General features: G+C 53.4%; 16 protein-coding genes and 1 tRNA gene. 9 read left to right on the forward strand and 8 right to left on the reverse strand.

What is annotated here, in order from left to right; genetic code table 11:
- Nucleotides 1-97: 97 nt before the first annotated feature.
- Nucleotides 98-376 (forward strand): YggT family protein, encoded by a 279-nt coding sequence (locus L855_RS13090; RefSeq protein WP_159788694.1) that lies wholly within the window; start codon nucleotides 98-100, stop codon nucleotides 374-376.
- Between the two features lie 143 nt (nucleotides 377-519).
- On the opposite strand, the gene L855_RS13095 is transcribed toward L855_RS13090, so the two are convergent.
- The 3 genes from L855_RS13095 to L855_RS13105 all read right to left on the reverse strand — a co-directional run bounded on the left by L855_RS13095 (nucleotide 520) and on the right by L855_RS13105 (nucleotide 4,307).
- The gene (locus L855_RS13095) at nucleotides 520-954 is read right to left on the reverse strand and encodes a hypothetical protein (RefSeq protein ID WP_159788696.1); all 435 of its coding nucleotides are present in this window, start codon (nucleotides 952-954) and stop codon (nucleotides 520-522) included.
- A 63-nt stretch (nucleotides 955-1,017) separates the two neighbouring features.
- Nucleotides 1,018-4,071 carry a CHASE2 domain-containing protein gene (locus tag L855_RS13100; protein ID WP_159788698.1) on the reverse strand — a complete coding sequence of 1,018 codons (3,054 nt, stop codon included), beginning with the start codon at nucleotides 4,069-4,071 and terminating at the stop codon, nucleotides 1,018-1,020.
- Nucleotides 4,017-4,307, reverse strand: a complete 291-nt coding sequence (locus L855_RS13105; protein ID WP_159788700.1) for a hypothetical protein — start codon at nucleotides 4,305-4,307, stop codon at nucleotides 4,017-4,019. Before L855_RS13105 ends, L855_RS13100 begins: the two co-directional genes overlap by 55 nt.
- 656 nt (nucleotides 4,308-4,963) lie before the next feature.
- Here L855_RS13105 and L855_RS13110 point away from each other — a divergent pair.
- Nucleotides 4,964-8,053 carry a beta strand repeat-containing protein gene (locus L855_RS13110; protein WP_159788702.1) on the forward strand — a complete coding sequence of 1,030 codons (3,090 nt, stop codon included), beginning with the start codon at nucleotides 4,964-4,966 and terminating at the stop codon, nucleotides 8,051-8,053.
- A 141-nt stretch (nucleotides 8,054-8,194) separates the two neighbouring features.
- Here L855_RS13110 and ltrA read toward each other — a convergent pair whose 3' ends face one another.
- From ltrA to L855_RS13120, 3 genes are all read right to left on the reverse strand, one after another.
- Nucleotides 8,195-9,928, reverse strand: a complete 1,734-nt coding sequence (ltrA, locus tag L855_RS13115) for a group II intron reverse transcriptase/maturase (protein WP_159791016.1) — start codon at nucleotides 9,926-9,928, stop codon at nucleotides 8,195-8,197.
- A gap of 348 nt (nucleotides 9,929-10,276) precedes the next feature.
- Entirely contained in the window at nucleotides 10,277-10,399 is a 123-nt protein-coding gene (locus L855_RS22235; RefSeq protein ID WP_281349477.1) for a hypothetical protein, read from the reverse strand.
- Nucleotides 10,400-10,728: 329 nt separating this feature from the next.
- Nucleotides 10,729-12,846 (reverse strand): S-layer homology domain-containing protein, encoded by a 2,118-nt coding sequence (locus L855_RS13120; RefSeq protein ID WP_159788704.1) that lies wholly within the window; start codon nucleotides 12,844-12,846, stop codon nucleotides 10,729-10,731.
- 1,051 nt (nucleotides 12,847-13,897) lie between these two features.
- Between L855_RS13120 and L855_RS13125 the strand changes: the two genes are divergently transcribed.
- The 4 genes from L855_RS13125 (at nucleotide 13,898) to L855_RS13140 (ending at nucleotide 19,303) form a co-directional block, all read left to right on the forward strand.
- A complete protein-coding gene (locus L855_RS13125; RefSeq protein ID WP_159788706.1) occupies nucleotides 13,898-15,196 on the forward strand; it encodes a CmpA/NrtA family ABC transporter substrate-binding protein in 1,299 nt (432 codons plus the stop codon).
- A gap of 188 nt (nucleotides 15,197-15,384) precedes the next feature.
- Nucleotides 15,385-16,230 carry a nitrate ABC transporter permease gene (gene ntrB / locus L855_RS13130; protein WP_159788708.1) on the forward strand — a complete coding sequence of 282 codons (846 nt, stop codon included), beginning with the start codon at nucleotides 15,385-15,387 and terminating at the stop codon, nucleotides 16,228-16,230.
- A gap of 139 nt (nucleotides 16,231-16,369) precedes the next feature.
- Complete coding sequence (locus tag L855_RS13135) at nucleotides 16,370-18,382, forward strand: ABC transporter ATP-binding/substrate-binding protein (protein WP_159788710.1); 2,013 nt, start codon at nucleotides 16,370-16,372, stop codon at nucleotides 18,380-18,382.
- A gap of 90 nt (nucleotides 18,383-18,472) precedes the next feature.
- The gene (locus L855_RS13140) at nucleotides 18,473-19,303 is read left to right on the forward strand and encodes a nitrate ABC transporter ATP-binding protein (RefSeq protein WP_159788712.1); all 831 of its coding nucleotides are present in this window, start codon (nucleotides 18,473-18,475) and stop codon (nucleotides 19,301-19,303) included.
- On the opposite strand, the gene L855_RS13145 is transcribed toward L855_RS13140, so the two are convergent.
- Both L855_RS13145 and L855_RS13150 read right to left on the reverse strand, forming a co-directional pair.
- Entirely contained in the window at nucleotides 19,300-22,602 is a 3,303-nt protein-coding gene (locus L855_RS13145; protein ID WP_159788714.1) for a PAS domain S-box protein, read from the reverse strand. The genes L855_RS13140 and L855_RS13145 overlap by 4 nt on opposite strands.
- Nucleotides 22,603-23,098: 496 nt before the next feature.
- A tRNA-Pro gene (locus L855_RS13150) sits at nucleotides 23,099-23,172 on the reverse strand.
- 43 nt (nucleotides 23,173-23,215) lie between these two features.
- On the opposite strand from L855_RS13150, the gene L855_RS13155 reads away from it, so the two are divergent.
- The 3 genes from L855_RS13155 (at nucleotide 23,216) to psbB (ending at nucleotide 26,350) form a co-directional block, all read left to right on the forward strand.
- Nucleotides 23,216-24,121: a PD-(D/E)XK nuclease family protein gene (locus L855_RS13155; RefSeq protein WP_159788716.1), complete on the forward strand. Its 906-nt coding sequence runs from the start codon at nucleotides 23,216-23,218 to the stop codon at nucleotides 24,119-24,121.
- Between the two features lie 62 nt (nucleotides 24,122-24,183).
- Complete coding sequence (locus L855_RS13160) at nucleotides 24,184-24,501, forward strand: hypothetical protein (protein ID WP_159788718.1); 318 nt, start codon at nucleotides 24,184-24,186, stop codon at nucleotides 24,499-24,501.
- Between the two features lie 313 nt (nucleotides 24,502-24,814).
- Nucleotides 24,815-26,350, forward strand: coding sequence for a photosystem II chlorophyll-binding protein CP47 (psbB, locus tag L855_RS13165; protein WP_159788719.1), 1,536 nt, complete (start codon nucleotides 24,815-24,817; stop codon nucleotides 26,348-26,350).
- The last annotated feature ends 47 nt before the right edge of the window (nucleotides 26,351-26,397 follow it).

The following is a 26,397-nucleotide window of genomic DNA, read 5'->3' on the forward strand; positions in this document are numbered from 1 at the left end:
ACTACAATAGTCAAAGATAATCCAGATGCCCTAACACCCAAAGCCCAAAAAGTCAAGGCATCGTTAAAAAAATACACAATACAACCTCAACCCAGCCATGGAATCCATCGTCTTACTTCTCGCCCAAACCCTAGTCACCTTCTTCAACATCTACTTTGCCCTACTCATCATCCGCATCCTTCTAACCTGGTTTCCCAACGTAGACTGGAGTATGCCGCCCCTAGCCATTCTCAGCCAGCTCACGGACCCTTATCTAAACATTTTCCGCAACATCATCCCCCCCATTGGCGGCATCGACTTCTCCGCTATCCTCGCCATCCTACTCCTACAAGTCGTCCAATCCATCATCCCCAGCCTCCTCATGTCCCTAGTCTAAGCCCAAAACCCCCCCCAAAAAACGAAACCGAGTGTCTCCAAGACACCCGGTTTCTGGCATTCGACCCCTCTGCCTCTTGCCATCCCCTCTTGGGAGGGGTTAGGGGTGGGTTCCCCCTACTGCCTACTGCCTTCTTCTCCCCCCTAACGCCGAACCCGTCCCGTAAACCCCGAAGCCTTAAACTGCTTCAAATGCAACGGCAGAGGCTGATTTGCCGGAACCATAATCTGTAACTCAAACTCACTCACCCCAGGGGGAACCTCCTCGATCGCCCCCAACCGAGTTCGATTCGGCATAACATTACTATTATTCGCATCATAAATACGGCCAAAAATATCCGCATTCACCACCATTTTACCTGACTTATTCTCCGCCTTACCCGTCACAATAAAACACCTCGCCGACTGCATCGACCCACTCACCACCGCCCCATCCGCCAGAGACGGCGGGCAGTCCTCATAGGACAAATCCGAAATATCAATCGGAGTTAACGCCACAGCCATCGGCATCCAAAGCCCAGCCAATAGCAACACTAACCCCATCACCAAAATATTTCGAAATCGCAAAAAACCAACCATAACTTAGCCCAAAAAGCAACCCTAACCAGTCTACCGCAAAACCGTAGGGGCAGGAGTAGGGTTCTATATGGTTCCCCCTCTCCTCTCCCCCATCCCCAATAAAGCCCGCAACCGCCACACCTCAAACCCATCACAATAACGCACCACCTCCTCCGCAAAAGGAACCAACGCCGGATTCTCCAAACGCCACTCATTCACCAACAAGGAAATTTGGTGCAAATTACCCTGTAACAGCCAAGACTGCAACACCCGTACCTGCTCCTCCGTCGGACCATCCGTTTCCACGATTGCCATCTCAGACTTAACCACCTCCGACGAAACTTCCTCATAGGACCAGTGATAGCCCAACACCTGCGACAGTACAGCCACCAACTTATCCCGGCTGAGCGGCTTCGTCAGGAAGCCATCCGCCCCCCCCTCCAACGCCGCCAATTGGTCACCCTCAAAGGCACTCGCCGAACACACCACCCATTTCAACTCAGGATTGTCCCGCTGCCAGGCCCAAAACTGCCGCAGTGACTCATCCTCACCCTGCCGTCCCTCAATAATCGCAAACGACAACATCCAATCCACAAACACCAAATCCGGCCCCTCAGCCCCTAGCCCCGACTCCCCAGCCAGAATCACAGCACAGCCCAACTCCCCTAACCAATCCTGCAACAGACGGGAACTATACTCCTGGCGTTCCAGAACCCCCACCCGTGGCACCACAGACCCCTCCAGGGCGATCGCCCGTCGACCGGAAGCTTGCCGCCGCAGGGGATTTGCCGCAGTTTCTTGGCCATTCTCCACCCGTTCCAACGGAATCATAAACGAGAAGACACTACCCCGCCCTGGGTGACTTTCCACCTGCAAACGTCCCCCCATCTTCTCCACTAAATAAGAAGAAATCGCCAATCCTAACCCCGCGCCCTCTCGGTGTTTCTCTCCCTGGCCCACCTGTTGGAACGGTTGGAAAATCCGCCCCATCTCCGCCACCGTCATCCCCACTCCCGTATCCGCCACCCGGAAATCCAGGAAAACCCGTTGCCGGTAGGGAATGACTCCATCCCCCTCCCGAGACTCCTCCATCTCCCCATTGTCCCCTTCACAGGGGCCCTCACACAACTCCTCACAGGGCGGTGTTACGCGCGTCACCCGCAACGCCACCGTTCCCCAATCCGTAAACTTAATGGCATTACTTAAGAGGTTGAACAGCACCTGTCGTAAACGGTGTTCATCCCCCCGCACAAACGTCGGCAGTTGAGAATCAAACTCACAGTCGAGGCGTAGCCCCTGTTGCTGCGATCGCAGACGAAACAGCCGTTCAATCCCCTGCAACACCCTCAATAACTCAAACTCCCCCAATTGCAGTTCAAATTGACGGGCTTCGATTTTAGACAAGTCCAAAATATCCTCAATCAGCATCCGCAGATGCGTCCCACAGTCAGAAATCGTCGCTAAGGCCTGGGCTGGACTGACCCGTTTCGCCTCCGTCGGCGACAACAGATCCCGTTGCAACAAATCCACATAGCCGAGAATCCCATTCAGAGGCGTTCGTAACTCATGGCTGAGGGTCGCCAAGAACTCACTTTTGGCCCGGTTTGCATCCTCCGCCTGTTGTTTCGCCACCTGCAACGCCTGAGTGCGATCGCGCACCTTCTGTTCCAACTCCTGGGAATACTCCAATAACCGTAAATGGGCAGCTTCGAGTTGAGCATGACTCCGTTGCAATTGCCAATGACGATAGCGATGGCTAACGATGACACTCACCGCCAACGTCGCCAACCCCGGAGAAATCACCGGAATCAACACACTATTCTGGAAACCCAGATAGCCCAATCCCCCCAACAGCAGCCAATAGAAGCCGACATGGAGCGTAAATAATAACCCCAGAGGCATTCTCTCCCCCAGGAATCCTTCGCCCAGCCCCCGCAGACCTGAAACTTCATTTTTGGGCCAACGGCTCCCCCTGCCCCATCTCAAGAGCCAATGGAAGCTACCCGTCGCCAGCAGAGTCCAGACCCCAATCCAGAGACCCTCCTGAAGCACCGTCCCCACCCGCAACAGCCCCCGGCCATCCAACGCCGCCGCCAGCAGTTGACTGGTCATCTGGGCCTGAAGCTCCACCCCACTCATGGCCTGGGGACCCAATCCATAGGGAGTTCCAAAAAAGTCCTTACCACTAACCGCTGTGCTGCCAATCAAGACCAGGCGATCGCGCAACTGCTCCTGAGGCACTCGCCCATCGAGTAAATCTGCGAACCGTACCCGCCGGAACGTCTGGGGGGCCCCGAGGCGATAGTTGAGAAAAATCTGATAGCCCCCCTCCATCCGTTCTGAATAGCCCCCCATGTGGCGGGGTAGGGGCCGTAAATGAGCCTGCCCGAGAGTATAACAACTCACACAGCGTGAAGACGGCTCCAGACTCACCCCTTGCTCCCGCAGATAATCCAGAGCCAAACGGGTACTCAGGGTCATCCGCACCTCCCCCTCCAGGCTCACGGACACCAACACCCGTCGTACAATCCCATCCTGGTCCTCCAGCACATCCGCCAGAGCCACCTGTCCCCGTTCCTGCAACAGAGGCGGCGGGGCTACCGTATCTCCCAGAGCCTTCTCAATGCCAATCAGATGGGAGGTTTCAGCAAATAAACGTTGTAAGCGAGCCTGACCAGGTTCCTGGGGAATATCCCGATAAATATCCAAACCAATCAGCCGAGGTCGGGCTTCGAGTAGGCGTTCTAGAGCCTGAGTTAGCATCTCATCCGACAGAGGTAACTCCCCCATCTGCCGAATATCCGCCTCCGTAATCTCCACAATCACCACCCGTTCATCCAGGGGTTCCGGGGCACGCCAGCGCATCCAGCGATCGAGTAGGCCCCGTTCCAGGGAACCCAAGCCCCCCACCCCAGCCAACAAACTCACCAACAGGGCAATGGGCAACGCCGTTTGTAGCCACCCCCACCCATGACGATATAACCAATAACAAATCCGAGGCCCACCCCCCCGTCGTCCCCCCGAGGGAGTTCGAGAGAGGGGAGAGCCTCCCGGAGAGGAAGAGCCTCTCCCATCAGATGTCCTTAACGAAGACTGAAGCGATCGCTCAGCAGAGTCAGAAAACGGAGATCGCGCCATGCGGCTGCTAGGGAGTCTAAATAAACATCAGCGTCCCCCACCCGCAAACGCGCCCGACTTCCCGCCCCAGAAGAATCTCCAGGAGTATCGTCATTTGGCGGGTTTGGAATCGTTTCCGAGTAGAGCAATGGAGTAGAAGTCAGCCCAGCCAGCGAGCGAGTCAAGCCCTCCGACATTAAAGCCAACGAGATGCACCCAATCACCGCGACGGTGACAGACTGATGGCGAATATACATATAGTGTAACCCTGATTGTTCGATGCACGTGGAAGAGGAGAAGAAGGCAGCAGGCAGTAGGCAGTAGGGGGGAGATGTAGGGGCGTACCCTTGTGGTCGGTGAGCGATAGCCGAACCGTGGTCGCCCTCTCCGGTGGTCGCCAGCTAGCTACCACATCCTACTACGCCTGTCAAGCAAATCACCTGACCCCTTCACCCCTAGTGTAATCCAAACAAATTGATGTCCCCAGGAGATCGCCCCCCCGACGGCCCACCACCAACCCCACCACCAACTCCACCACCAACCCCACCACCAACCCGGTATCCTAGAGACCCCCCGTTTCCCAGCCACCAACGAACCCCAAAATCCCCCCTACTGCCTACTGCCTACTGCCTTCTTCCCCTACTGCCTACTGCCTAGGGCGACCACAAGGGTGCGCTACGTCTTTTCTATTCCCTGTTCCCTGTTCCCTGTTCCCTTCTTCCGGGAACAATCCCCAACCCCACGGAGACTAATAAAACAGACAGCCGTACCAATCTTCCCCAGCAACACCTAGACAACATTGGCATTTATGCGGTAAATTGGCGACTGTTATGCGTACAGCGAAACTGAGACCAAACCCGTACCTGCCCGCAAAGGTACACAACGCAAACAAGTAAGCGAAGAGGAGCAGTCAGTGACTAATCTAGAGAATAACGACGAAGTAATGATGAAATCACCAAACCCGGTGATTCTCAGCGAAAACGGTGAAGAGCATCTCAGCACCCAAGTTGAAGAAGTCTGGGGTCGCGATGGCAACGACACCATCATCGGTGCCCTAAACTCCGTTGAACCCGGTAGCACCCTGTTAGGGAATGCCGGAGATGACTACATCCGTAGCCGAGGCATTGGAGACCGGGTCTTCGGCGGTCGCGGTGCAGACACCATCGTCAACGATAACGGTCAAGCCCTAATCTACGGTGACCTAGGAAGTGACTACCTCCTAGCCCGAGAAAGCCGAACCACCCTATTCGGCGGTCGTAGCTTCGGTGAAGCCACCGCAGAAGAAGGTAAAAACACCCTCGTCTCCCAAGGCGGCAAAAACATCCTGATGGGGGGTGGTGGTAACGACTACCTGATTGGGGAAGCCGGTGAGGACACCATGGCCGGTGGTGACGGTGATGACACCGCCATTGGCGGTCTGCGGGGTCAAAGCTTTATCTTTGGTAACAAAGGAGCAGACTACCTCCTCACCCGCAGCACCGGTAAAGGTGACACCCTCTTCGGTGGTCAAGGCAACGACAAGCTGATTGTTGATGCTAGCAGTACCGCTGAAGCCCCCCACCTCTTCGGAGGAGTAGGTGACGACAGCCTCATGGTTGCCGGGTCTGATGGCAAGGTTAACGGCGCCATTCTCGTCGGTGACGTCAACCCCGACGGTAGCTTTGGCGGCTCCGACGGCGACGAAGGAAATAACTACCTCTTCGCCGAATCCGGTAAAAATCATCAACTCTTCGGCAACTCCGGTAACGACACCCTGAGTGTTGGAGTCAACATTGGTGTAGGCGTTTCCCTCTTCGGCGGTCGTGGTGACGACATGCTCATGGGTGGAACCGATGGCTCTGTCGAAGGATTAAAAGCCTTCGGCGACAAAGGCAACGACACCCTTATGTTCACCGGTAGCGACTCTGAGTTCTGGGGCGACAATCCCTTCATCAGCAGTGGCTTCGGTGATAACGTCATTCAGGTCACTGGGGTCAAGAACATCCTCCGGGGTGGCAATACCCTGCAAGGAGCTGACAGTGGTGTTGACATCCCTGAGTCTGAGCTAGGCAACAACCGAATTGTCGCCATCGCTCCCGAAGGCTTTGAAGGCTCAACCGCGAACCAACTCATCGGTGGAGCGGGGAATGACACCCTCGATGCCGGCAGCAGTGGTGCGGGCGATACCCTCATCGGTGGTCCCGATGGTGGGAAAGGCAACAACACCTACATCTTTGGTCCCGGTCAGAAGATTGTCCAAGACACCATTGGCGTCAACACCTACTTCGCACGTGATGTCTTTGACACCGAAGTCACCGTTCGCGGTGTGGACAGCATCGCTGGAAACGGTCAGTTCCTCATTGAAGGCGACATTAACCAAAACGTCACCGCGCTGAAAACCGGTGGTGTCCGTACCGGTGCGGGGAATGACCGCATTGTTCTGGAAAATGCTGTTGGTCTCACCGACGGTGGTTCCGGAGACGACCTATTCCAACTCGGAGCAGTTGGCGCCACCTACACCAACCTCTCCGGTAAAGTGGTTGAGAACCCCGAAGCCACCGTCCTCGGCGGTGCGGGTGATGATCAGATTACCATCAATGGAACTGATGGGGTCGGTGAAAATGCTACCGTTGATGGCGGCCTTGGCAATGACACTATTGAGGTTACTAATGCTAGTGCAACCGTTAAAGGAGCCATCTTTGGTGGCGAAGGGAATGACTCAATTTCCTTCACCAACCTAGGTAAAACCGGCAAAATCGATGGTGGCGGTGGTGCTGATACCATTATTGGTACGGGCAAAATTGCTGGTGAAATCATCGGTGGCGGTAAAGATAATGTCTTCCGCTTCAACGGTGCTAGCCTGTTCGGCGGTGCCAAAATTACCACTGGTGCTGGCGATGAGAACGTGATTCTCACCAATGTTGCGGTTGGCTCTGATGATGGCGATGGTGTCATCGAAATTAAAGGAGGAGCTGGCAACAACCTGTTGGGTGTTAGCTACCAAACGGGAACTAGTGCAACCACCTTCTCGGGGTCAGACAGCGCACGCTTCTCCATCGACGGCGTTGGGGGCGATCGTAACATCCTGCAAGGGGGTAAGTATGGTGACGTTATCAAAGCTGGTGGTGGCGGCGACTTCCTCTATGGTGGAAGTTCTGCAATTTTCGCGACTCATGCAGACAAACTGATACAAGGCGGTAGTATTCTTGCGACCCAAGCCCTCAAGATTGGTGATGGTGACCAACTCATTGGGGGAGCTGGAAAGGATACCTTCTACTTTGGTGGACTTGCTGAGACTGGTGCTATCCAGGGTGTGATTGGTGACACTGGCAGCTTTGCCAGTGCTGACGGTATTACCTTCGATGGAGCAGAGACAGCCATCATTGGTGTAGGTACTGCTCCTTCTGTCGATGCAAACACTACAATTGCTCAGGTTCAGCTTGGCCAGGTACCTGCAGCTGGTCTTGGCTTCGCTAATGCTGCGTTCAATGTGGATACCATTACGGGATTCCAATATGCTCAAGGTCCTGACGGCGATCGCATCATTCTTCAAGACGGCATGTTTAATGTAAATGTGGGAGATCTTGCGGGCACTATTACGACTTTCCAAAGCCGTGCAGATGGAATCCTCTTTGGTCGTATTGTTGATGAAACTGGTGCTGGATTTGTAGCCGGAAGCTTGCAAACCGTAAAAAACGGTTCCATACAGTCTGAGGGGGTTTATCGTGGTGATGGTAGTAATGGTTTTGCCGAGTCATTCGTCCTGGGTGGCTTAGACGACGAAAATGCCGCTGGCGGCGCTGGTACAGCTGCCTTAGACTTGATTAACTTCAACAATAACGGTCGATTCTTCTTTGACACACGTACTGGTGGTATGTACCTGGGTGATGGTTCCGGTGCTAGCCTAATTACAGTCCTCGATGGAGCTACCGTTCCTAATGGGGGTAGTGCAAGTGATATCTTCTCCGTCGAGAACATCGATGTGGCTTCAATTGGAGGAGATCCTGGCTTACAACTCTTCTAGACCTGTCCACACTCATTAACTCAACCTGTGAGTTAACCTCAAAGGGTCGGCCCCGCGCCGGCCCTTTTTGCATGAGGATTTCGGGACCCTCACTGTCCCAGAAGTGTTGTGGACACCCGGCGTTATTAGGATCCTAGCTTGCTATCCCTTGTCATGGGTGCTGCTACCGTCGAAACGGGTTTTAACATCGTGGCAATGGCGATGTAACAGTTGTAGGTTGGAGTAAGTATCCGAACCTCCTCTGGATTTAGGCTGAATATGGTCGATTTCAACCAAGTCCTCACTGGTGAAGTGTTGTCCACAGTGATTACATCGTCCTTTTTGACGCTTGATGAGTTTTGAGATTTTGGTAGGGATACCGCCAAACCCGTTACTCATACGTTTAGACCAATAAGCCCAGTCCCCGTTAAAGGGAGAGGTGTTTCCTCCTCTGATTTTGACATGTCGTACGATGGGGGTTTCGGTGTGCTTAGTGAGTCGAAGACCCTTTTTGGCTTTGAACGTCCATTTACTGTTGACTCCAGGACGAAAGTAGTTCTGGAGTTTCCCATAGGACGCTCGACCACATCGTGAAACCGTCCAAGCCCTCAGTGCCATCCAAATCATATGGTCGAGTTTAGAGAAGGTCTCTTTGGAAACTACCGTAGAGTAGTACTGACTCCATCCTCTAATGATTGGATTAAGCTTCTGGATCAGAACTGCTTGTGGTGCAGTTTTATGTTGTTTGATGACCTCTTTACAAGCGTCATAATGACGTTTGATAGCTTTTGGGGCAGGCTTAATATTTATCTGGTAGGGTTTAACGCCACCGGGACCCGTTTTGATTCCCTTATGGATACTCACCGGGTAATGCCGGATGTTAAATCCTAGGAAGTCAAATCCCGGTTCCTCCCCATTCCATTCCGACAAGGTGTTACATAACCTTGTCTTTTCCGGTTTGAGTTGGAGACCGACGGGTTTAAGCCATTCCTTGAGCAGTTGTTGGGCTTCTAGGATGACTTCCGGGCGGTTAGCCAGAACCACAAAGTCATCGGCATATCGAATGATTTTCGGGCGGTAATAGCGATTTAGTTTTCCGTCAATTGTCCTTGAGTTAGGGAAGCTATTGACAACCGAATCAATCATTCCCTGTAAAGCAATGTTGGCAAGGAGCGGACTGATGACCCCACCTTGTGGAGTTCCTGCCTCTGTTGCCTTGAATTCGCCACTGTCCATAACGCCGGCTTTAAGCCATTGTTTAATACTCCGTTTGTACCGAGAGGGACAGTCTAGTTTCGACAGAAGGTAATCATGGTTAATTTGGTCAAAACATGTGGCAATGTCTGCATCGAGAACGTATTGCGGTTTATACCGACTTTTATTCCAGATGGCTCCAATCGCATCATGTGCCGACCGTCCGGGTCGGAAACCGTAGGAATCCGCTTCAAACAGAGCCTCCCAGTACGGCTCTAGTCCCAGCTTAACCAAGGCTTGTAAGGCGCGGTCGTGCAAGGTTGGGATACCGAGTGGGCGTTTTTCATCCCGCCCGGGTTTGGGAATCCATACACGTCGCAAGCTTTTAGCTTTGCCTGGGTGACGCAGTTGGTCAGCCAAGCGAAACCGGTCTTTGGCGTTTAGGGATTTCACTCCGTCAACTCCTGCGGTTTTCTTACCTTGGTTATCCTGACTTACCTGGCGTACCGCCAGCAGCCTAGCGTAGTAGGACTTATTGAGTAAACGTTGCCAGCGTCGCGCTTTCGCTTTATTGCCACGACTTGTAGCTTGATAAATAGCCTTTTGCAGCTTCGCGACTTTCCTCTGGATTTTACCCCAGGGAAGATTTCGCCATTCGTTGTTCTTAGTCTCGGGGTTGAACCCTTTACTAGCTATCGACATTTTCACCGCTACTAAACTCCTTATCTTTTAACAAGCCGTAAGCTGTTAGCTGATCCACATCCGTTATAGATGGGCATTGGCTTCGGCTTACATCTGCTCCCCATAGCCCTTGCGCTTAGACTTATTACTTGACCGGGTATCGACCTGATGACCGGTCAGGGTCTATGGGGTTACTTCGTTCCATCTCGATGGGTTATATCCCGTTAGGTTCACTCTATCCCCAGGGGTACTTTTGAGAATCAGTTGTAGGTAACTTCAAGAAATTCCTACCTTTCCCCTTGTCCTTTTTGGACGCAGCCTGTCAACTGAGTTTGGCTACTCTCGTGTAACTAGGGTTCAAGCAAGTGTTCAGCCGTGGCTTAACCATGTGGATTTGCCGGTGGTCATGCTTTTGGATGTCAGTTCATCCTCAATGCCTTGCCAAGCCCGCTTCAGTCCTAGGGTTGTCATTTCTAAAACTGGGGCTGCCATTAGGCGTAGGACGAGGGTGTGGTGTCACATTCTCTGATTCTGTCCTTTCCAACCTTGGAGTCAGTGTGTTTCACCTGATTCCGTCGGTACATTGAGATAGTTATCAGGGCAGATTGGCTGGGTAGCCTTTTCTGTATCCCTGACTAGGCATACGTTTTGGGTGTTTTAACCCTATCTTTCGCCTAAACGAGTCGCACTCCCAAAACACTGAGTGTCTGACTCTAACCGCTAACCCAACCCCATCTGGGTAAACTTGGGTCGAATACCAGAAACCGAGTGTCTCCAAGACACCCGGTTTCTCCTCCTCTTTCTCCTCCTCTTCCTCCTGGCTAGGCCGTCACAATGTAGTCCGAATTAACCCCCGATAAGTCCCACTTATTGGCATCCTTCAACGCCTGATAGACCATCGCCGCAACCTCCGCCCGCGTTGCATCTTGTTCAGGGTGCAGACGCTTCACATCAGGATAGTTGACCACAAACTGCTTCTGCGTCGCCGTCGCCACTGCTGGCTGGGCCCAGGTGGGGACTTGGTCTCGGTCATCATAGCGATTCAACAAATCTGCCGAACCCCCCGATAAATCTAAGCCATTCACCAACGACAACAACACCTGTAACCGCTGCACATTTAAATTGGGACCAAAGGTCGTTTCCGAGAAACCCGAGAGAAATCCCCCCGTATAGGTTTTGTCAATCGCTGCCTTGGCCCAATGACTGCTGGGGACATCTTGGAACTTGATGGCCGAACGTTGCGGCCGTGGGTCAAAGGCCGTGGACAATAACGCCGCATATTCCGCCCGCGTCATCTTCTTGTTGGGTTGGAAGGTTCCATTGGGCAACCCGTTAATTACCCCCTTACTGGCCAACTCCACAATGAAGTCCTTAGCCCAGTGACCCTCAATATCCGAGAACTTCGGCACATCCGTCGCTTCAGCATTCACCAAATAGGGAGACTCAATCACCGGGAAATTATCATCCTGAACCAACGCCTGATAGACCATCACTGCCACTTCGGCCCGGGTGGCATCAATCATCGGCCGTAGCTGCCGCACATTGGGATGATTCACAACCAACGTGGCATCCGTTGCCTTCGCCACCGCCGCCATAGCCCACTCAGGAATCTGATTCTTATCGGTATAGAAGCTGAGATGGTTCTGATTGCCTTCACTGAGTCCCAAACCGGCATTGAGTGCCAGCAACACCTGTAAACGAGTCACATTATCACCAGGACGGAAGGTGTTATTGGGGAACCCAGAAATAAAGCCCATGCGGGTCACCTTATTAATCGCCTCCATCCCCCAGAAGCTACTCGAAACATCAGTGAAGTTTTTAGCCGGTTGGGCGAGAGGCTTATCAAAAGCCTGGGCCAACAAGGCGGCAAAGGATGCCCGGTTGATGGGGGTCTCGGGCCGGAAGGTTCCATCTCCCATCCCACTGACTAACTGACGGTCAAATAGGGCTTGAATAAAGGGTTCTGCCCAATGGCCTTTAATGTCCGTGAGTTCCGTCGGCGGGGCCGGTGAGGGGGTGGGAGTGGGACCAGGAGAGGGGGTGGGACCGGGAGAGGGCGTGGGGGTTGGCGTAGGAACCCCTCCATCGACGTTGACAAACTCAATCGACCCCTCCACTTTATCGGGGTTGAGTTCGTTCCCCGCCGAGATAAACGTGTTAGTGGTGGCATTCTGCACATCTTTGATGCCATTGTTGCGGAAGAGATTGCCTCCCGGTTCCTCAGACTTACCCAAATCCGGGAGGGCATTGGCGATGGCAGAGATGCCATAATCCTGGTTGTCCTCGATAGTATTCCCCCGCAAGACCGGTCGACAGTTCCCGTTAATCACCAGCCCATAGCGATTTTGCTGAATCAAGTTCTGGGCAACCAGGGGCGCGGCTTCATCCCCAACCGCGATGCCTGTGCCATTATCACGAAGGGTATTATTGCGGATTTCCCCTTTGGCATTTTTCAAAACCCAAATTCCGTAGGAAGCGTTTCCTTTCAACAGATTGCTGTCCAGAATCGGTTTAGCATTTCCCATCATACGGATTCCCTCCCGCTTGCAGTTTAGGAGGGTGCTGTTCGCAACGGTGGGATTGCCCGACTCAATCCAAATCCCAGTCCCGAGAGTTTCAGGATTAGAGACGGTCACGCCCCGGACTTGCCCATCACCTTGTAGGCGAATGGTTAAGGATTGATTTCCGTCACTGGTCCCGACGGTCTTGCCCCCAGTAATGAGGATATCCTTGCCTTTGCTGCCTTCATTGCCCACCAGCTTGACTCCAGCCGGAACCGTCAGAGGAAACTCCTCCCCGGTATATTGGCCCACCCTCAATTGAATCAAGGTGCCGGCTGAGGCTTGGCTGAGGGCATGAGTAATGGTCTTAAAGGGTTCCGTTGCCGTTCCAGGATTATTGTTATTCCCGGTTTCGGGGTTGATGTAAAGGGTTGTCATAATCGTTGAATTGATAGTTCCATACCTGTCATGAGGGGCTAGCGGTCGCTGGAGACACACATACACCCACAAATTCAAGGATAGCCACTCTTGCGGACAATGGCGGTGGGAAGAAGGCAAAAGGCAATAGGCAGTAGGCAGTAGGCAATAGGCAATAGGGGAACCACAGAGTCACAGAGGACAGGGAGGAAGAGGGCATCCTGTTCCCTGTTCCCTGTTCCCTGTTCCCTGTTCCCTGTTCCCTGTTCCCTGTTCCCTGTTCCCTGTTCCCTGTTCCCTGTTCCCTGTTCCCTGTTCCCTGTTCCCTGTTCCCTGTTCCCTGTTCCCTGTTCCCTGTTCCCTGTTCCCTGTTCCCTGTTCCCTGTTCCCTGTTCCCTGTTCCCTGTTCCCTGTTCCCTGTTCCCTGTTCCCTGTTCCCTGTTCCCTGTTCCCTGTTCCCTGTTCCCTGTTCCCTGTTCCCTGTTCCCTGTTCCCTGTTCCCTGTTCCCTGTTCCCTGTTCCCTGTTCCCTGTTCCCTGTTCCCTGTTCCCTGTTCCCTGTTCCCTGTTCCCTGTTCCCTGTTCCCTGTTCCCTGTTCCCTGTTCCCTGTTCCCTGTTCCCTGTTCCCTGTTCCCTGTTCCCTGTTCCCTGTTCCCTGTTCCCTGTTCCCTGTTCCCTGTTCCCTGTTCCCTGTTCCCTGTTCCCTGTTCCCTGTTCCCTGTTCCCTGTTCCCTGTTCCCTGTTCCCTGTTCCCTATCTCCCCCCCCTACTGCCTGCTGCCTGCTGCCTACTGCCTTCTTCCCCCTACTGCCTGCTGCCTATCTTGGGAAATCGTATCAATGGCTACTTTTTTTCTGATACTTAATGCTTACTTTCAAGCAAGATGCAAATTACGCATGACCTAAATGCGTAAAACAGAAAATAATCTAAAAACTGTAGTTGCCGATACATAAACCTCTTGTCATATTCCTTAACTTGTGGACACCACTTTAGATAGACTCTCTATTTTCTCTCACGCTTCGCCCCCAACGATTAGCTACTCACGATTCACTGTTGACTCTTACATTGAAAAATGCCCCGATTTAACCGTCGCAAATTTCTGATTACAGCCGGTGCAGCAACGGCTGGAACCTTTCTCCTCCATAGCTGCGGCCAGGGTAATGACCAAGCCCAGTTTGAGGTTGAGATCGACCCAGAAGATGCCCCAGAAACCCCAAGAGCACGACTAGGATTTATTGCCTTAACAGACTCTGCTCCCCTCATTATTGCCCGAGAAAAAGGCTTTTTTGCCAAGTACGGGATGACGGATGTCTCAGTTGAAAAACAAGCATCCTGGGGAACGACCCGTGACAACTTAGTTCTCGGTTCTGGAGGCGGTGGCATTGATGGGGCCCACATTCTCACCCCCATGCCTTACCTCTTATCGGAAGGGATTGTTACCGATGGACGACCGGTGCCCATGTATATTTTGGCCCGTCTGAATGTGAATGGTCAGGGGATTTGCCTCTCCAATGACTACCGAGATTTAGAGGTTGGGGTCGATAGTACCCCTCTGAAGGAACGGTTTGCTGAACGACGGGCCGCTGGTGAAGATTTACGGGCCGCGATGACCTTTCCCGGGGGAACCCATGACTGCTGGATTCGCTACTGGCTGGCGGCGGGTGGGATTGACCCAGACCAGGATATCTCGACGATTGTCGTCCCACCGCCGCAGATGGTGGCCAATATGCGGGTGGGCAATATGGATGCCTTCTGTGTGGGCGAACCCTGGCCCCTGCAATTGGTCAACCAAGAGATTGGCTATAACGCCTTAACGACGGGGGAACTCTGGCAGGACCATCCGGAGAAAGCTTTAGGAATGCGGGCCGATTGGGTGGACCAAAATCCCAAAGCAGCACGGTCTCTGTTGATGGGAACCCTAGAGGCACAAATCTGGTGTAGCCAGCCGGAAAATGTAGAGGAAATGTGTCAAATTCTCTCCCGTCGGGCTTGGTTTAATGTTCCCTATGACGACATTATCGACCGGTCTCGGGGTCAGTATGACTATGGCATCGGTGAGGTGAGAGAACAGCCAGATTTGATGCAGAAGTATTGGCGGGATAATGCCTCCTATCCGTTCAAGAGTCATGACCTCTGGTTTTTGACTGAAAATATCCGTTGGGGATATCTGCCCCCGGATGCGGATATTCAGGGCATGGTAGACCGAGTCAATCGGGAAGACCTCTGGCAAGAAGCGGCGGAGGCGATTGGCCAGGGAGATATGATTCCTGACAATACGTCTCGGGGCCCTGAAACCTTCTTTGATGGCAAAGTCTTTGACCCAGAAGACCCTCAGGATTATCTCAATAGTTTGGAAATTACACGAATTTGAGCAAAGGGCAAAAGGCAAAAGGCAAAGGGCAAAAGGGCGGTCTTCTCCTATTCCTCTCCCCTCCTGGGGAGGTTGCCCGCAGGGCGAAGCAGCTTCTCCGAGAGGGTACGCCTCTACATCTCCCCCCTGCTGCTTACTGCCTACTGCCTTCTTCCTTCTTCCCCCTATTCCTTTCTCCCCATAAACCTATGACTTCTCCAACCTATCGCCGACGCAAAAAGTTCCAATTCATGCCCCAACAATGGCTGAAAGCTGGTCTCAAGAAGGGGAAAGAGCTTATCCCTTCTGCGGTTGCTATTCTAATTTTCCTGGTCATTTGGCAGGTGTTTACAGCGATTTCAGATTCAACGTTACCGGGTCCAATTCGTACGGTTTCGGAAACCTGGGAACTGATTATCAACCCGTTCTTTGACCATGGTGGAATTGATAAGGGGCTATTCTGGCAGATTTTGACCAGTTTACAACGGGTTGCTCTAGGCTTCTCCCTGGCAGTGGTTGTGGGGGTTTCTTTGGGAATTCTTGTTGGCACAAATCGCTTAATGTATCGAGCCTTAGACCCCATTTTTCAAATCCTGAGAACGGTTCCCCCGTTGGCTTGGCTGCCGATTTCCCTGGCGGGCTTTGAGCGAGCAAATCCTTCAGCCATTTTTGTGATTTTTATTACAGCAATTTGGCCCATTATTATCAATACTACGGAAGGAGTGCTGCAAATTCCTCAGGACTATAACAATGTGTCGCGAGTGCTACGGCTTGATCGCAAGACCTATTTCTTCAAAATTCTATTCCCGGCAACGGTTCCCTATATCTTCACGGGATTGAAGATTGGCATTGGTCTATCTTGGCTGGCGATTATCGCGGCAGAGATGTTGATTGGCGGTGTGGGGATTGGCTTCTTTATCTGGGATGCTTGGAATAGTTCTCGGATGAGTGACATTATCCTGGCGGTGGTTTATGTAGGAATTGTAGGGCTGCTGCTGGATAAGTTGATTAGTTTCTTGGCGAGTTTGGTGGTTTCTGAAGACCAGGCTCAGTAATGGGGATCTTTGGGAACGCCAGTCTATTACATTGGATGATTGCATTGGATCCAAAAGTGTAGGGCGAACAGCCGTTCGCCCCTACCAAATCTGAACACTCAATTTATTATTTGTTGTCCTCCACTCCTGCCTAAAATCCATGTCTATTTTTGCTGAAGTTGACCATATCGAACGAGTCTTTAATCTCCCCAACGGAGGAACATATGTTGCCCTGAGTAACATTGAACTCAAGATTCGTAAAGGTGAATTTATCTCCCTGGTCGGCCATTCCGGCTGTGGGAAATCAACCCTATTAAACTTAATTGCTGGACTCGATAAACCCACCCGAGGGGGCATTATCCTAGAAGGTCGCCAGGTGACGGAACCGGGGCCCGATCGCATGGTAGTGTTTCAAAACTATTCCCTCTTACCCTGGCTGACGGTGCGGGAAAACATCGCCTTAGCCGTGGAGTCTGCCATGGCCGATCGCCCCAAAGGGGAACGACGGGGAATCATCGAACATCATATCGACCTCGTTGGCCTGCGTCATGCGGCCCACAAACGCCCGGCCCACCTTTCCGGGGGCATGAAACAACGGGTGGCGATCGCCCGGGCCCTGGCCATTCGCCCCAAACTCCTCCTCCTAGACGAACCCTTTGGCGCCCTAGATGCCCTCACCCGAGGGGGACTGCAAGAACAACTGATGCGCATCTGTGAGGAAAGCGAGGTCACCTGTATCATGGTCACCCATGACGTAGACGAAGCCCTGCTCCTGAGCGATCGCGTCGTCCTCCTCACCAACGGTCCCGCTTCCTACGTGGGACAAATCCTCGATGTCCCCATTCCCCGGCCCCGTACCCATGTCTCCGTTGTCAAACATCCCAACTACTACAGCCTCCGCAACGAGATTGTCTATTTCCTCAACCAACAGCGACGGGCCAAGAAACAGCAACGCCCGGCCCAACCCATGGAAGTCCATGAAAACGGCCTCGAAAAAGTCAACCTCAACCTAGGCTTTATCCCCCTCACCGACTGCGCCCCCCTCGTGGTGGCCAAAGAACGAGGCTTTTTCAAAAAACACGGTCTCAGCCAAGTCACCCTCAGTCGCGAACCCAGTTGGAACGCCATCGAATCCGGCATCCGAGACCAACGCCTTGATGGGGCGCAAATGGTGGCCGGAATGCCCCTAGGCATGACCCTGGGCCGCAAAGGCAAGACCCCCCTCCCCGTGGTCACCGGGATGACCCTCTCCCGCAACGGCAACGCCATCACCTTCCATCGTCAGTTCCACGAGGACGGAGTCCGCACCCTCGCCGATCTCAAAGGCTTCATCGCCGCCAATCCCGACCGACGCCTTACCCTGGGGGTCGTCCATCCGACCTCCATGCACAACCTGATCCTACGCTACTGGCTCGCCTCGGCCGACATCAACCCCGATCGCGATGTGGATCTCGTCATCATTCCCCCCGCCCAAATGGTGGCCAACCTCAAAGCTGGCAACATCGACGGCTACTGTGTCGGAGAACCCTGGAACTCCCGCGCCGTCTATGAAGGCATCGGCTTCGTCATGGCCACAGACCCAGAAATCTGGTCAGGTCATTGCGAAAAAGTCCTCGGAGTCCGGGAAGACTGGGCCAAAACTCACCCCAAAACCCATCTGGCCCTGATCCAAGCCCTCCTCGAAGCCTGCGATTACTGTGACGACATGCGCCACCGGGAAGAAGTCTTAGACCTCATCTGTCGTCCCGAGTACGTCGGATCAGACCCCATCTACACCCGTCCCGGCTTCATCGACCCCTATAACAAAGGGGTCGGCGACCCCCAACTCATCCCCCGCTATAACCAGTTCTTCTGCGACAAAACCAACTGTCCTGATCGCACCGAAGCCCTATGGATTCTCACCCAAATGGCCCGCTGGGGCATCACCCCCTTCCCCCGCAACTGGATTGAAGTCCTCGATCGCGTACGTCGTCTCGACCTCTTCTCGGAAGCCGCCCAAGGTCTCAACATGATGGACCTAGGACGCGATCGCCATCCCGTGATTCTCTTCGACGGGGCCATCTTCAACCCCGACGATCCCATCCACTACCTAGAACACCTAGAAATCAAAAGCGACCTAACCATCAGCGAAGTCGATCTCAACCGGGCCTCCCTAGAACTATCTGCTGCCTAGAGGGCGACCACAAGGGTACGCCCGGGCGACCACAAGGGTACGCCCCTACGTCTTTTCTGTTCCCTATTCCCTGTTCCCTCTTCTTAACCCATGCAAACCCTAACCACGTCCACCCCCAACCCCAATACCACCAACGACTCCTATCTCGTCATCGACGGTCTCTCCAAAACCTATGCCACCCCGGAGGGACCCTATCCTGTTCTCGACAACATTCAACTCACCGTCCGAGAAGGAGAATTTGTTTGCCTAATTGGTCACTCCGGCTGCGGCAAATCCACCCTTTTGGATATGGTGTCCGGCTTTCGTCAACCCAGCGAAGGAGAAGTCCGCCTCGAAGGACAACGGATTCAAGAACCTGGGCCCGATCGCATGGTCGTCTTCCAAAACTACGCCCTGCTGCCCTGGCTAAGCGCCTATGACAACATCTTCCTCGCCGTCAACTCCGTCTTCCCCAAACTCAAACAACAGGACAAAGCGGCGATCGTGCGGGAACATCTCGAACTGGTGGGATTAACGGACGCCGCCGACAAAAAGCCCAAAGAACTCTCCGGGGGCATGAAACAACGAGTTTCCATCGCCCGGGCCCTGGCCCTGCGCCCCAAAGTTCTCATTCTCGATGAACCCTTCGGCGCCCTCGATCCCATCACCCGCGAGGAACTCCAAGAAGAACTGCTACGCATCTGGTTTGATCACAAAGTCACCGTGTTGATGATTACCCATGATATCGACGAAGCCCTCTTCCTCGGCGATCGCCTGGTGATGATGACCAACGGGCCCGCCGCCCGTATTGGCGAAATCCTGGACTTACCCTTCCCCCGTCCTCGCGATCGCGCCCGACTCATGGAACAGCCCGAATACTACGACTTACGCAACGAAGCCCTCGACTTCCTTTATGGTCGTTACGCCCATGACGACACTTAAGATAGCGTTGAGTGGTTCACCGTCTGATGAATGGGGATTTCAATAAGAAAACTGGTCCCGACCCCCGGTTCCGAGGTACAAGTCAGACTGCCATGATGCTTATCCGTAATAATCTGATAGCTAATGGACATCCCTAACCCCGTTCCCTTGCCAATGGGTTTGGTGGTAAAGAACGGGTCAAAAATCTGATGTTGTACCTTCGGGGGAATCCCCACCCCATTATCCGCAATCAGCACCTGGACATAGTTGCCTCGCGTCACTGCCGTCGTAATGGTAATGCGACTCGGGGCCGCATCGAGTTCTGAGGGGCTGCGGTTGCGATCGCGCTCCTCCAGGGCATCGACCGCATTGGCCAAGATATTCATCAACACCTGATTAATCTGCCCCGCATAACAGTCCACCGCGGGCAAATTGCCATAACGTCGCACAATCTCAATCCCCGACGAATCGGGTTTGGCCTTGAGGCGATTTTGCAGAATCATCAGAGTGCTTTCAATGCCATCATGGAGATTCACCGCCTTAAACTCCGACTCATCGAGGCGAGAGAAATTCCGCAGCGATCGCACAATATCGCGAATCCGTTGCGCCCCCACCCGCATCGAACCAATCAGTTTCGGCAGATCATCAATCAGATAGTCTAAATCCACCTCCTCCAGCAACTCCTCCAACTCCATATCCGCCTCAGGATATCGCTGCTGATAGGCCTCAATCACCCGCATCAAATCCTGAGTATATTCCTCGGCATGGGTGAGATTGCCATAAATAAAGTTCACCGGATTGTTAATCTCATGGGCCACCCCCGCCACCAACTGCCCTAGGGCCGACATCTTCTCACTCTGGACTAACTGATTTTGCGTCCGTTGCAATTGATCCAGCGTCGCCTGAAGATTCTCCGCCTGTTGCCGTAACTTCGCTTCCGAGCGTTGTAGGGCCCGTTCAGCATCCTTGCGATCGGTGATATCCGTATTCACCCCAATCCATTCCCGCAAATTGCCATCCTCATCTAAAATCGGAACCGCCCGCACATTCATATCGCGGTATTCCCCATCGGCCCGTCGCAAGCGATGTTCAATCTGATAAAGACTGCGAGTTTGCACGGCATGGGACCACACCGCTGTGGTTTCATTGCGATCGTTGGGATGAATACTATTAATCCAGCCCCAATCCCGTAACTCATCAAAACTCATCCCCGTAAACTCACTCCAGTCCGGCTGTTCCCAGGTAAACGCCCCCTTCGCGTTGGCATTCCAGACAATCTGAGTGGTAGCTTCAACCAAGGTTCGGAAGCGTTCTTCACTCTCCCGCAGGGTTAACTCCGCCCGTTTGCGTTCCGTGATATCCATGGCAATGCCAAAGATACTCACTAAATTGCCCACCTCATCATATTGGGCTTCACATTTTTCTCGGACATAGCCCAACTCCCCATTGGCACGAAGAATCCGTACATCAATGTCATAGGGTTGGCCCGTATCAATACAATGGCGGATTCCCTGGCGCACCAGGGGGCGATCGTCGGGATGGAAATATTGAAACATTTCCTCTTGGGCCATCGGTTCTCGGCGGACTGGGATACCGACAATATGAAAAATCTCATCGGAACAGGTGGTTTGTCCCGTGGCCACATCAATCTCCCAATTCCCAATATGGGCAATCCGTTGGGCATCCTGGAGATTTCGGGTTAGGGTTTGCAGTTGTTGCTGAGCCTGTTGACGCTCGGTAATATCTAACACCGTTGCCCCAAACGCAATCAGGTTGTCGCGGCTGTCTTGAATGGGAAACGCCGAAAAGAGCCAATGGCGTTCAACTCCGGGACTGGCCGCAGTTTGCCCGGTAAACTCCTGATTAAGAATCGGTTCCCCACTCAACAACATCGCCTCAACTCGACCATACAGGGTCTGGGCTAAGTCCGGCACAATGTCCCCTAAGGTTCGCCCAATATGGTCTTGGACTGGATAACCGGTCATCTTGGCCAGATTTTCATTCACTTCGAGATAGCGAAACTGAGGGTCTAGAATGGCCATCCCCACCGGGGCAGTATCAATAAACGCATCAAGGAGCGATCGCTGTTCGGCCAATGCCGCCTCCGCTTGTTTGCGTTCGGTGGCATCCATAGCCAAACCTACTAACCCTGTCACCTCACCTTGGGCATCTTTCAGCCGTACTTTGATGGTTTCGAGGTGATGGGTCCTCCCATCCACAAAAGGAAAACGCTCATCGGCAAAACAAGGCTCATCTTGGCTGAAACTAATATGATCGGACTCAATACAATTGCGAACTGCGTCTAGGCCAAAGACCTCTTGATAGTGAGCGGCCTCATAAACCTGTTTGGGAGTCACCCCCACATCCTCACAGAAGGTTCGGTTAATAAAGTTCATATGTCCCAAGGCATCTGTGGTCCAAATCCAGATGGGGGCATTGTCGACAATTGCCCGTAGGGTTCGTTCCTGTTCTGCCAGTTGGGCTTTGGTGATTTCTTGTTCGGTGATGTCCTCACAGACGATCGCCACATGGGTGGGCCGCTCCCCATCCCAGATGGCCAGTTTACGAGTGCGCATGAGGCGATTGCTCTTGCCCACTTGCACGGACTCCCTGGGAATTTCGACTACCTCATGATGGGTTAACACCGATTCATCCACGCGCCGGAAATAATCGGCTTGTTCTGGGGGAAACAAGTCATAATCGGTTTTCCCGAGTAACTCTTCTACCTCTCTCCCCAGGATTTGAGCACCGCTGCTGTTGACGGCACAGAAGCGAAAATCTTCGGCGGCTTTGACTAACACCGCCATGGGCAAAATCTCCAGTAAGGAGGCGAAAAAGGCGGGGGTTTGGCTGGGGGTCGCATGAACTGTGGGGGCATCAATGGCAATGGCTAACCCCTGCCAACGGGTGGACTCGTCTTCCTGGCGTTGCGGGCGGGCCAGGATACGAATTGACTGCTCAATGGTTTTTCCCTTGGACTGGGGGATAAAAACTCGTCCTTGCCAAGCCAAATCCGTTTCTGTCGCTTCTGAGGTGGCGATCGCCTGGTGCCAGCGGGGGGCATCCTGGGGATGGATGCGATCGACCCAACGGCCAAAGTCTTCTGGGTCCAACCGTAAGAGATCCCGACTGCCTGGGGATACCTTCTGCCAGGAAAGGTCGCCACTGGGGGACCGATGGAGTTCATACAAGCAGGCGGGCAAATGGGTTTCGAGCTGTTTTAAGCGTGCCTCGCGATCGGTTAGGGCCTGCCGTAGTCGTTGCACCTCTTCCTGCAAGGCGGCATAGGCTTCGGGATCAGGAGACATAGGAAAAGTCATGATGTAACAACGCAGAAAGAAAGGCGATCGCCCTCCAGAGACAATCAAAACGTCAAACGATACAGTAAAGTTATGGGTATTTTAAAACTAACCTAGGGGAGAAGCTGGATCTAGTAAAGCTGGAAGGAACCCGACGTTAAGGATCGTAAGATACTATTCTTCTTCGCCACTGCATCAGCGTCATCCGCACGGATCGGCTAGGCTGGCAATGCACCGTACAACACCAACAGCAAATCGCGATAAGACTGATCCAAAATCTCCGCTTCACTTGTTGTTGCTGTTTTGTTTTAATCTAAAACGACAATGAGTTACCTAACTCTAGGATACCCGGTTGACTGTCATCAGTAGCCGGCTTAAAAAATCTTTGCTTGGGGCGATCGCGAAGCCTGGGAGAACTGCAATCGCCTGCCCAACTCTCAACACCTGACCAGCAAAAACAGCCCGCCACCCTTCCAAAGAAGAGTAACAGACTGTTTAGGGGATTATGATTTTAAAATCGGAGCGGCGGGATTTGAACCCACGACCCCCACTACCCCAAAGTGGTGCGCTACCAAGCTGCGCTACGCCCCGTTCGCAGATCTAATCATAACACATCTATTCCTGAACGCAAGCCATGAGCGCAAAAAACTTTTCTACCAGCCAACCCTCCCAAGGGGCGATCGCAACGGAGGCGGGAACTGCGATCGCCGACCCAGAGCCAATTCCACGCCTATCCCAAACTGCCCTAAACCGCCTAGAAAAATGCCCTCGCTGGTTTCAAAATAGCCTGATTGAGCATCGAGAATCCCCCCTAGACCCGCAACAGCAACAGCGACTGGCCCGAGGCAACCAATTTCACCAACTGATGCAACAACGAGAATTGGGGCTACCCGTCGAAACCCTCTTAGGGGAGGATGACCCCCTGCGGCAATGGATGCAAGACTTTCTGGAGCGGGCCCCCAGCCACATCACCCCCAACCCCTTTTGCGGCTCCATCGAGCACCGCGAGGCCGAACATGAACGCCGCCTGGTCTGGCAGGATATCCTCTGGCTGGTTCGTTACGACCTCCTACTCCTCTCCCCAGACCAGGCCCAAATCCTCGACTGGAAAACTTACCCCCGACCCCGAAGCCCTAAACAGTTGCGAAACACCTGGCAAACCCGGCTCTATCCCTTCGTTCTCGCCGAAACCAGCTCCTATCCTCCTGACGCCATCTCCATGACCTACTGGTTTGTCGAAGGCTCCCCCAGCCAGGAGTCTGAGTCTTCCTCCAACTCCCCGGAACAGCCAAGCCAATGTTGGCAATTCAACTATTCCCAACTTGACCATCAAAAAACACGACAGGACCTTGAAACCCTAGCCCAACAGTTCCACCACTATTGGCGAGCCTATCAGCAGGGACAAGACTTTCCCCGCCGTGGTCCCGCAGGAGGAGCCTGTGACCTATCCAACTGTTTTTGTCAGACCCTAGACTCTTTAGGACAACCCGCGGCCTGCCCCCCCACGGCCCTCAAGGAAATTCCCGAAGTTTCCCTCTAATTGCCAATTCGCTGTAAGGTATGGGGCAACCTATTGACACTGACGAACTGCATTAACCATCGGTGAAATACTTTTTTCTATCAGAAGGGTGGACCATTGCCCGTGTTTGGGGAACCCAAGGACTCTGGAACATCAATGCTTGGCGACGACAGCCAGATATTGAGCGACTCGATCTCTCTTTAGTCGAACAAGGGGAGCGGCTGTGGCTGTATCGCGTCGAAAGCGCCGTTTTAATGGTGGAAGTCCGACCCCAAGCCAATGAAGCCAAAGAATCGAGCATTAAACATGTCATGCTCAAACGCCTGATGGATTCCGAACAAGTTATTGCCAGGCTTTGCATGTCTTCGGTAACTTGTCAACTCGATACTCCCCAAGATTAACAATTTGTTATAAAAGGGGATTCATGATCGAAAAATGGGGGCTGTCGCAGCACCCCATCCCTAACAATTCCCTAAAAACCCTTGCGATCGCGTCTCACAATCGATACACTTCTTTAATAATCTTTAATTGATGCAGCCCTAAAAACAACTGCACTCGTACCGAACCTGAACGTCATCACGATCCCGATCAACAGTTGCTGTTTTACAACAACCTCATGTTGGCCATCACCCCGACGTTCAGCCCGGTCAAATCGTAAGATAGACAAGCGTTGACCATCACTCATATCACGTCATATAAGGAGGAGCGTAGTCAATGGGACTACCCTGGTACCGTGTACACACAGTCGTCCTGAACGATCCGGGTCGGCTGATTGCCGTGCATTTGATGCACACTGCCCTCGTCGCAGGCTGGGCCGGTTCAATGACCCTCTTTGAACTCGCCACCTACGACCCGAGCGATCCCGTCCTCAACCCCATGTGGCGGCAAGGAATGTTCGTCATGCCTTTCATGGCGCGCCTTGGCGTAACCGGCTCTTGGGGCGGATGGAGCGTCACCGGAGAAACCGGAGTCGATCCCGGCTTCTGGTCCTTTGAAGGAGTCGCCCTCGCTCACATCGTTCTTTCAGGATTACTATTTCTCGCCGCTTGCTGGCACTGGGTCTTCTGGGACTTAGAACTCTTCAGAGATCCTCGCACCGGCGAACCGGCTCTCGACTTGCCGAAAATGTTCGGCATTCACCTGTTCTTATCCGGACTACTTTGCTTCGGTTTCGGCGCCTTCCACCTCACGGGACTCTTTGGTCCAGGGATGTGGGTGTCCGATCCCTACGGCTTAACTGGGAGCATTCAACCCGTCGCACCGGCTTGGGGGCCAGAAGGATTTAACCCCTTTAACGCCGGCGGCATCGTCTCCCACCACATCGCCGCTGGGATTGTTGGGATTATCGCCGGACTGTTCCACCTAACCGTCCGTCCCCCCGAACGGCTCTATCGGGCCCTACGGATGGGGAACATCGAGACGGTTCTCAGCAGCAGTATCGCCGCCGTGTTCTTCGCTGCCTTCGTCGTAGCTGGAACCATGTGGTACGGCAGTGCTGCGACCCCCATCGAACTGTTTGGCCCCACCCGTTACCAATGGGATCAGGGCTATTTCCAACAAGAAATCCAACGTCGGGTTCAAACCAACGTTGCCAGTGGCGCCAGCCTCTCAGAAGCTTGGGAGCAAATTCCCGAAAAACTGGCCTTCTACGACTATGTGGGCAATAACCCCTCTAAAGGTGGTTTGTTCCGCACCGGTCCGATGAACAAAGGCGATGGACTGGCTCAAGGTTGGCTGGGTCACCCGGTCTTTACCGATGGTGAAGGACGCGAACTCTTTGTGCGTCGTCTGCCCAACTTCTTTGAAACCTTCCCCGTTGTCCTAACCGACAAAGACGGCATTGTCCGCGCCGATATTCCGTTCCGTCGGGCGGAATCCAAATATAGCTTTGAGCAAGTCGGTGTCACCGCCAGCTTCTACGGCGGCGAACTCGACGGAACCACCATCAGCGAACCCGCCCTCGTCAAGCGGTATGCTCGTAAAGCTCAACTGGGCGAACCCTTTGAGTTTGATCGTGAAACCCTCGAATCTGACGGGGTCTTCCGCACCAGTCCTCGCGGTTGGTTCACCTACGGTCACGTCTGCTTTGCCCTACTGTTCTTCTTTGGACATATTTGGCACGGCTCCCGGACTCTGTTCCGTGACGTGTTTGCTGGGATTGACCCTGAACTTGATGAAGATCAAGTCGAATGGGGTGCCTTCCAGAAAGTGGGTGACAAAACCACTCGCATCGAGAAAGAAATGGCTTAATTCAGCTCGTTTGAGTTTTGCCTGACCCCTCGGGGAGCTGGCGATCG

The sequence above is a fragment of the Sodalinema gerasimenkoae IPPAS B-353 genome (assembly GCF_009846485.1).
GTDB lineage: Bacteria > Cyanobacteriota > Cyanobacteriia > Cyanobacteriales > Geitlerinemataceae > Sodalinema > Sodalinema gerasimenkoae.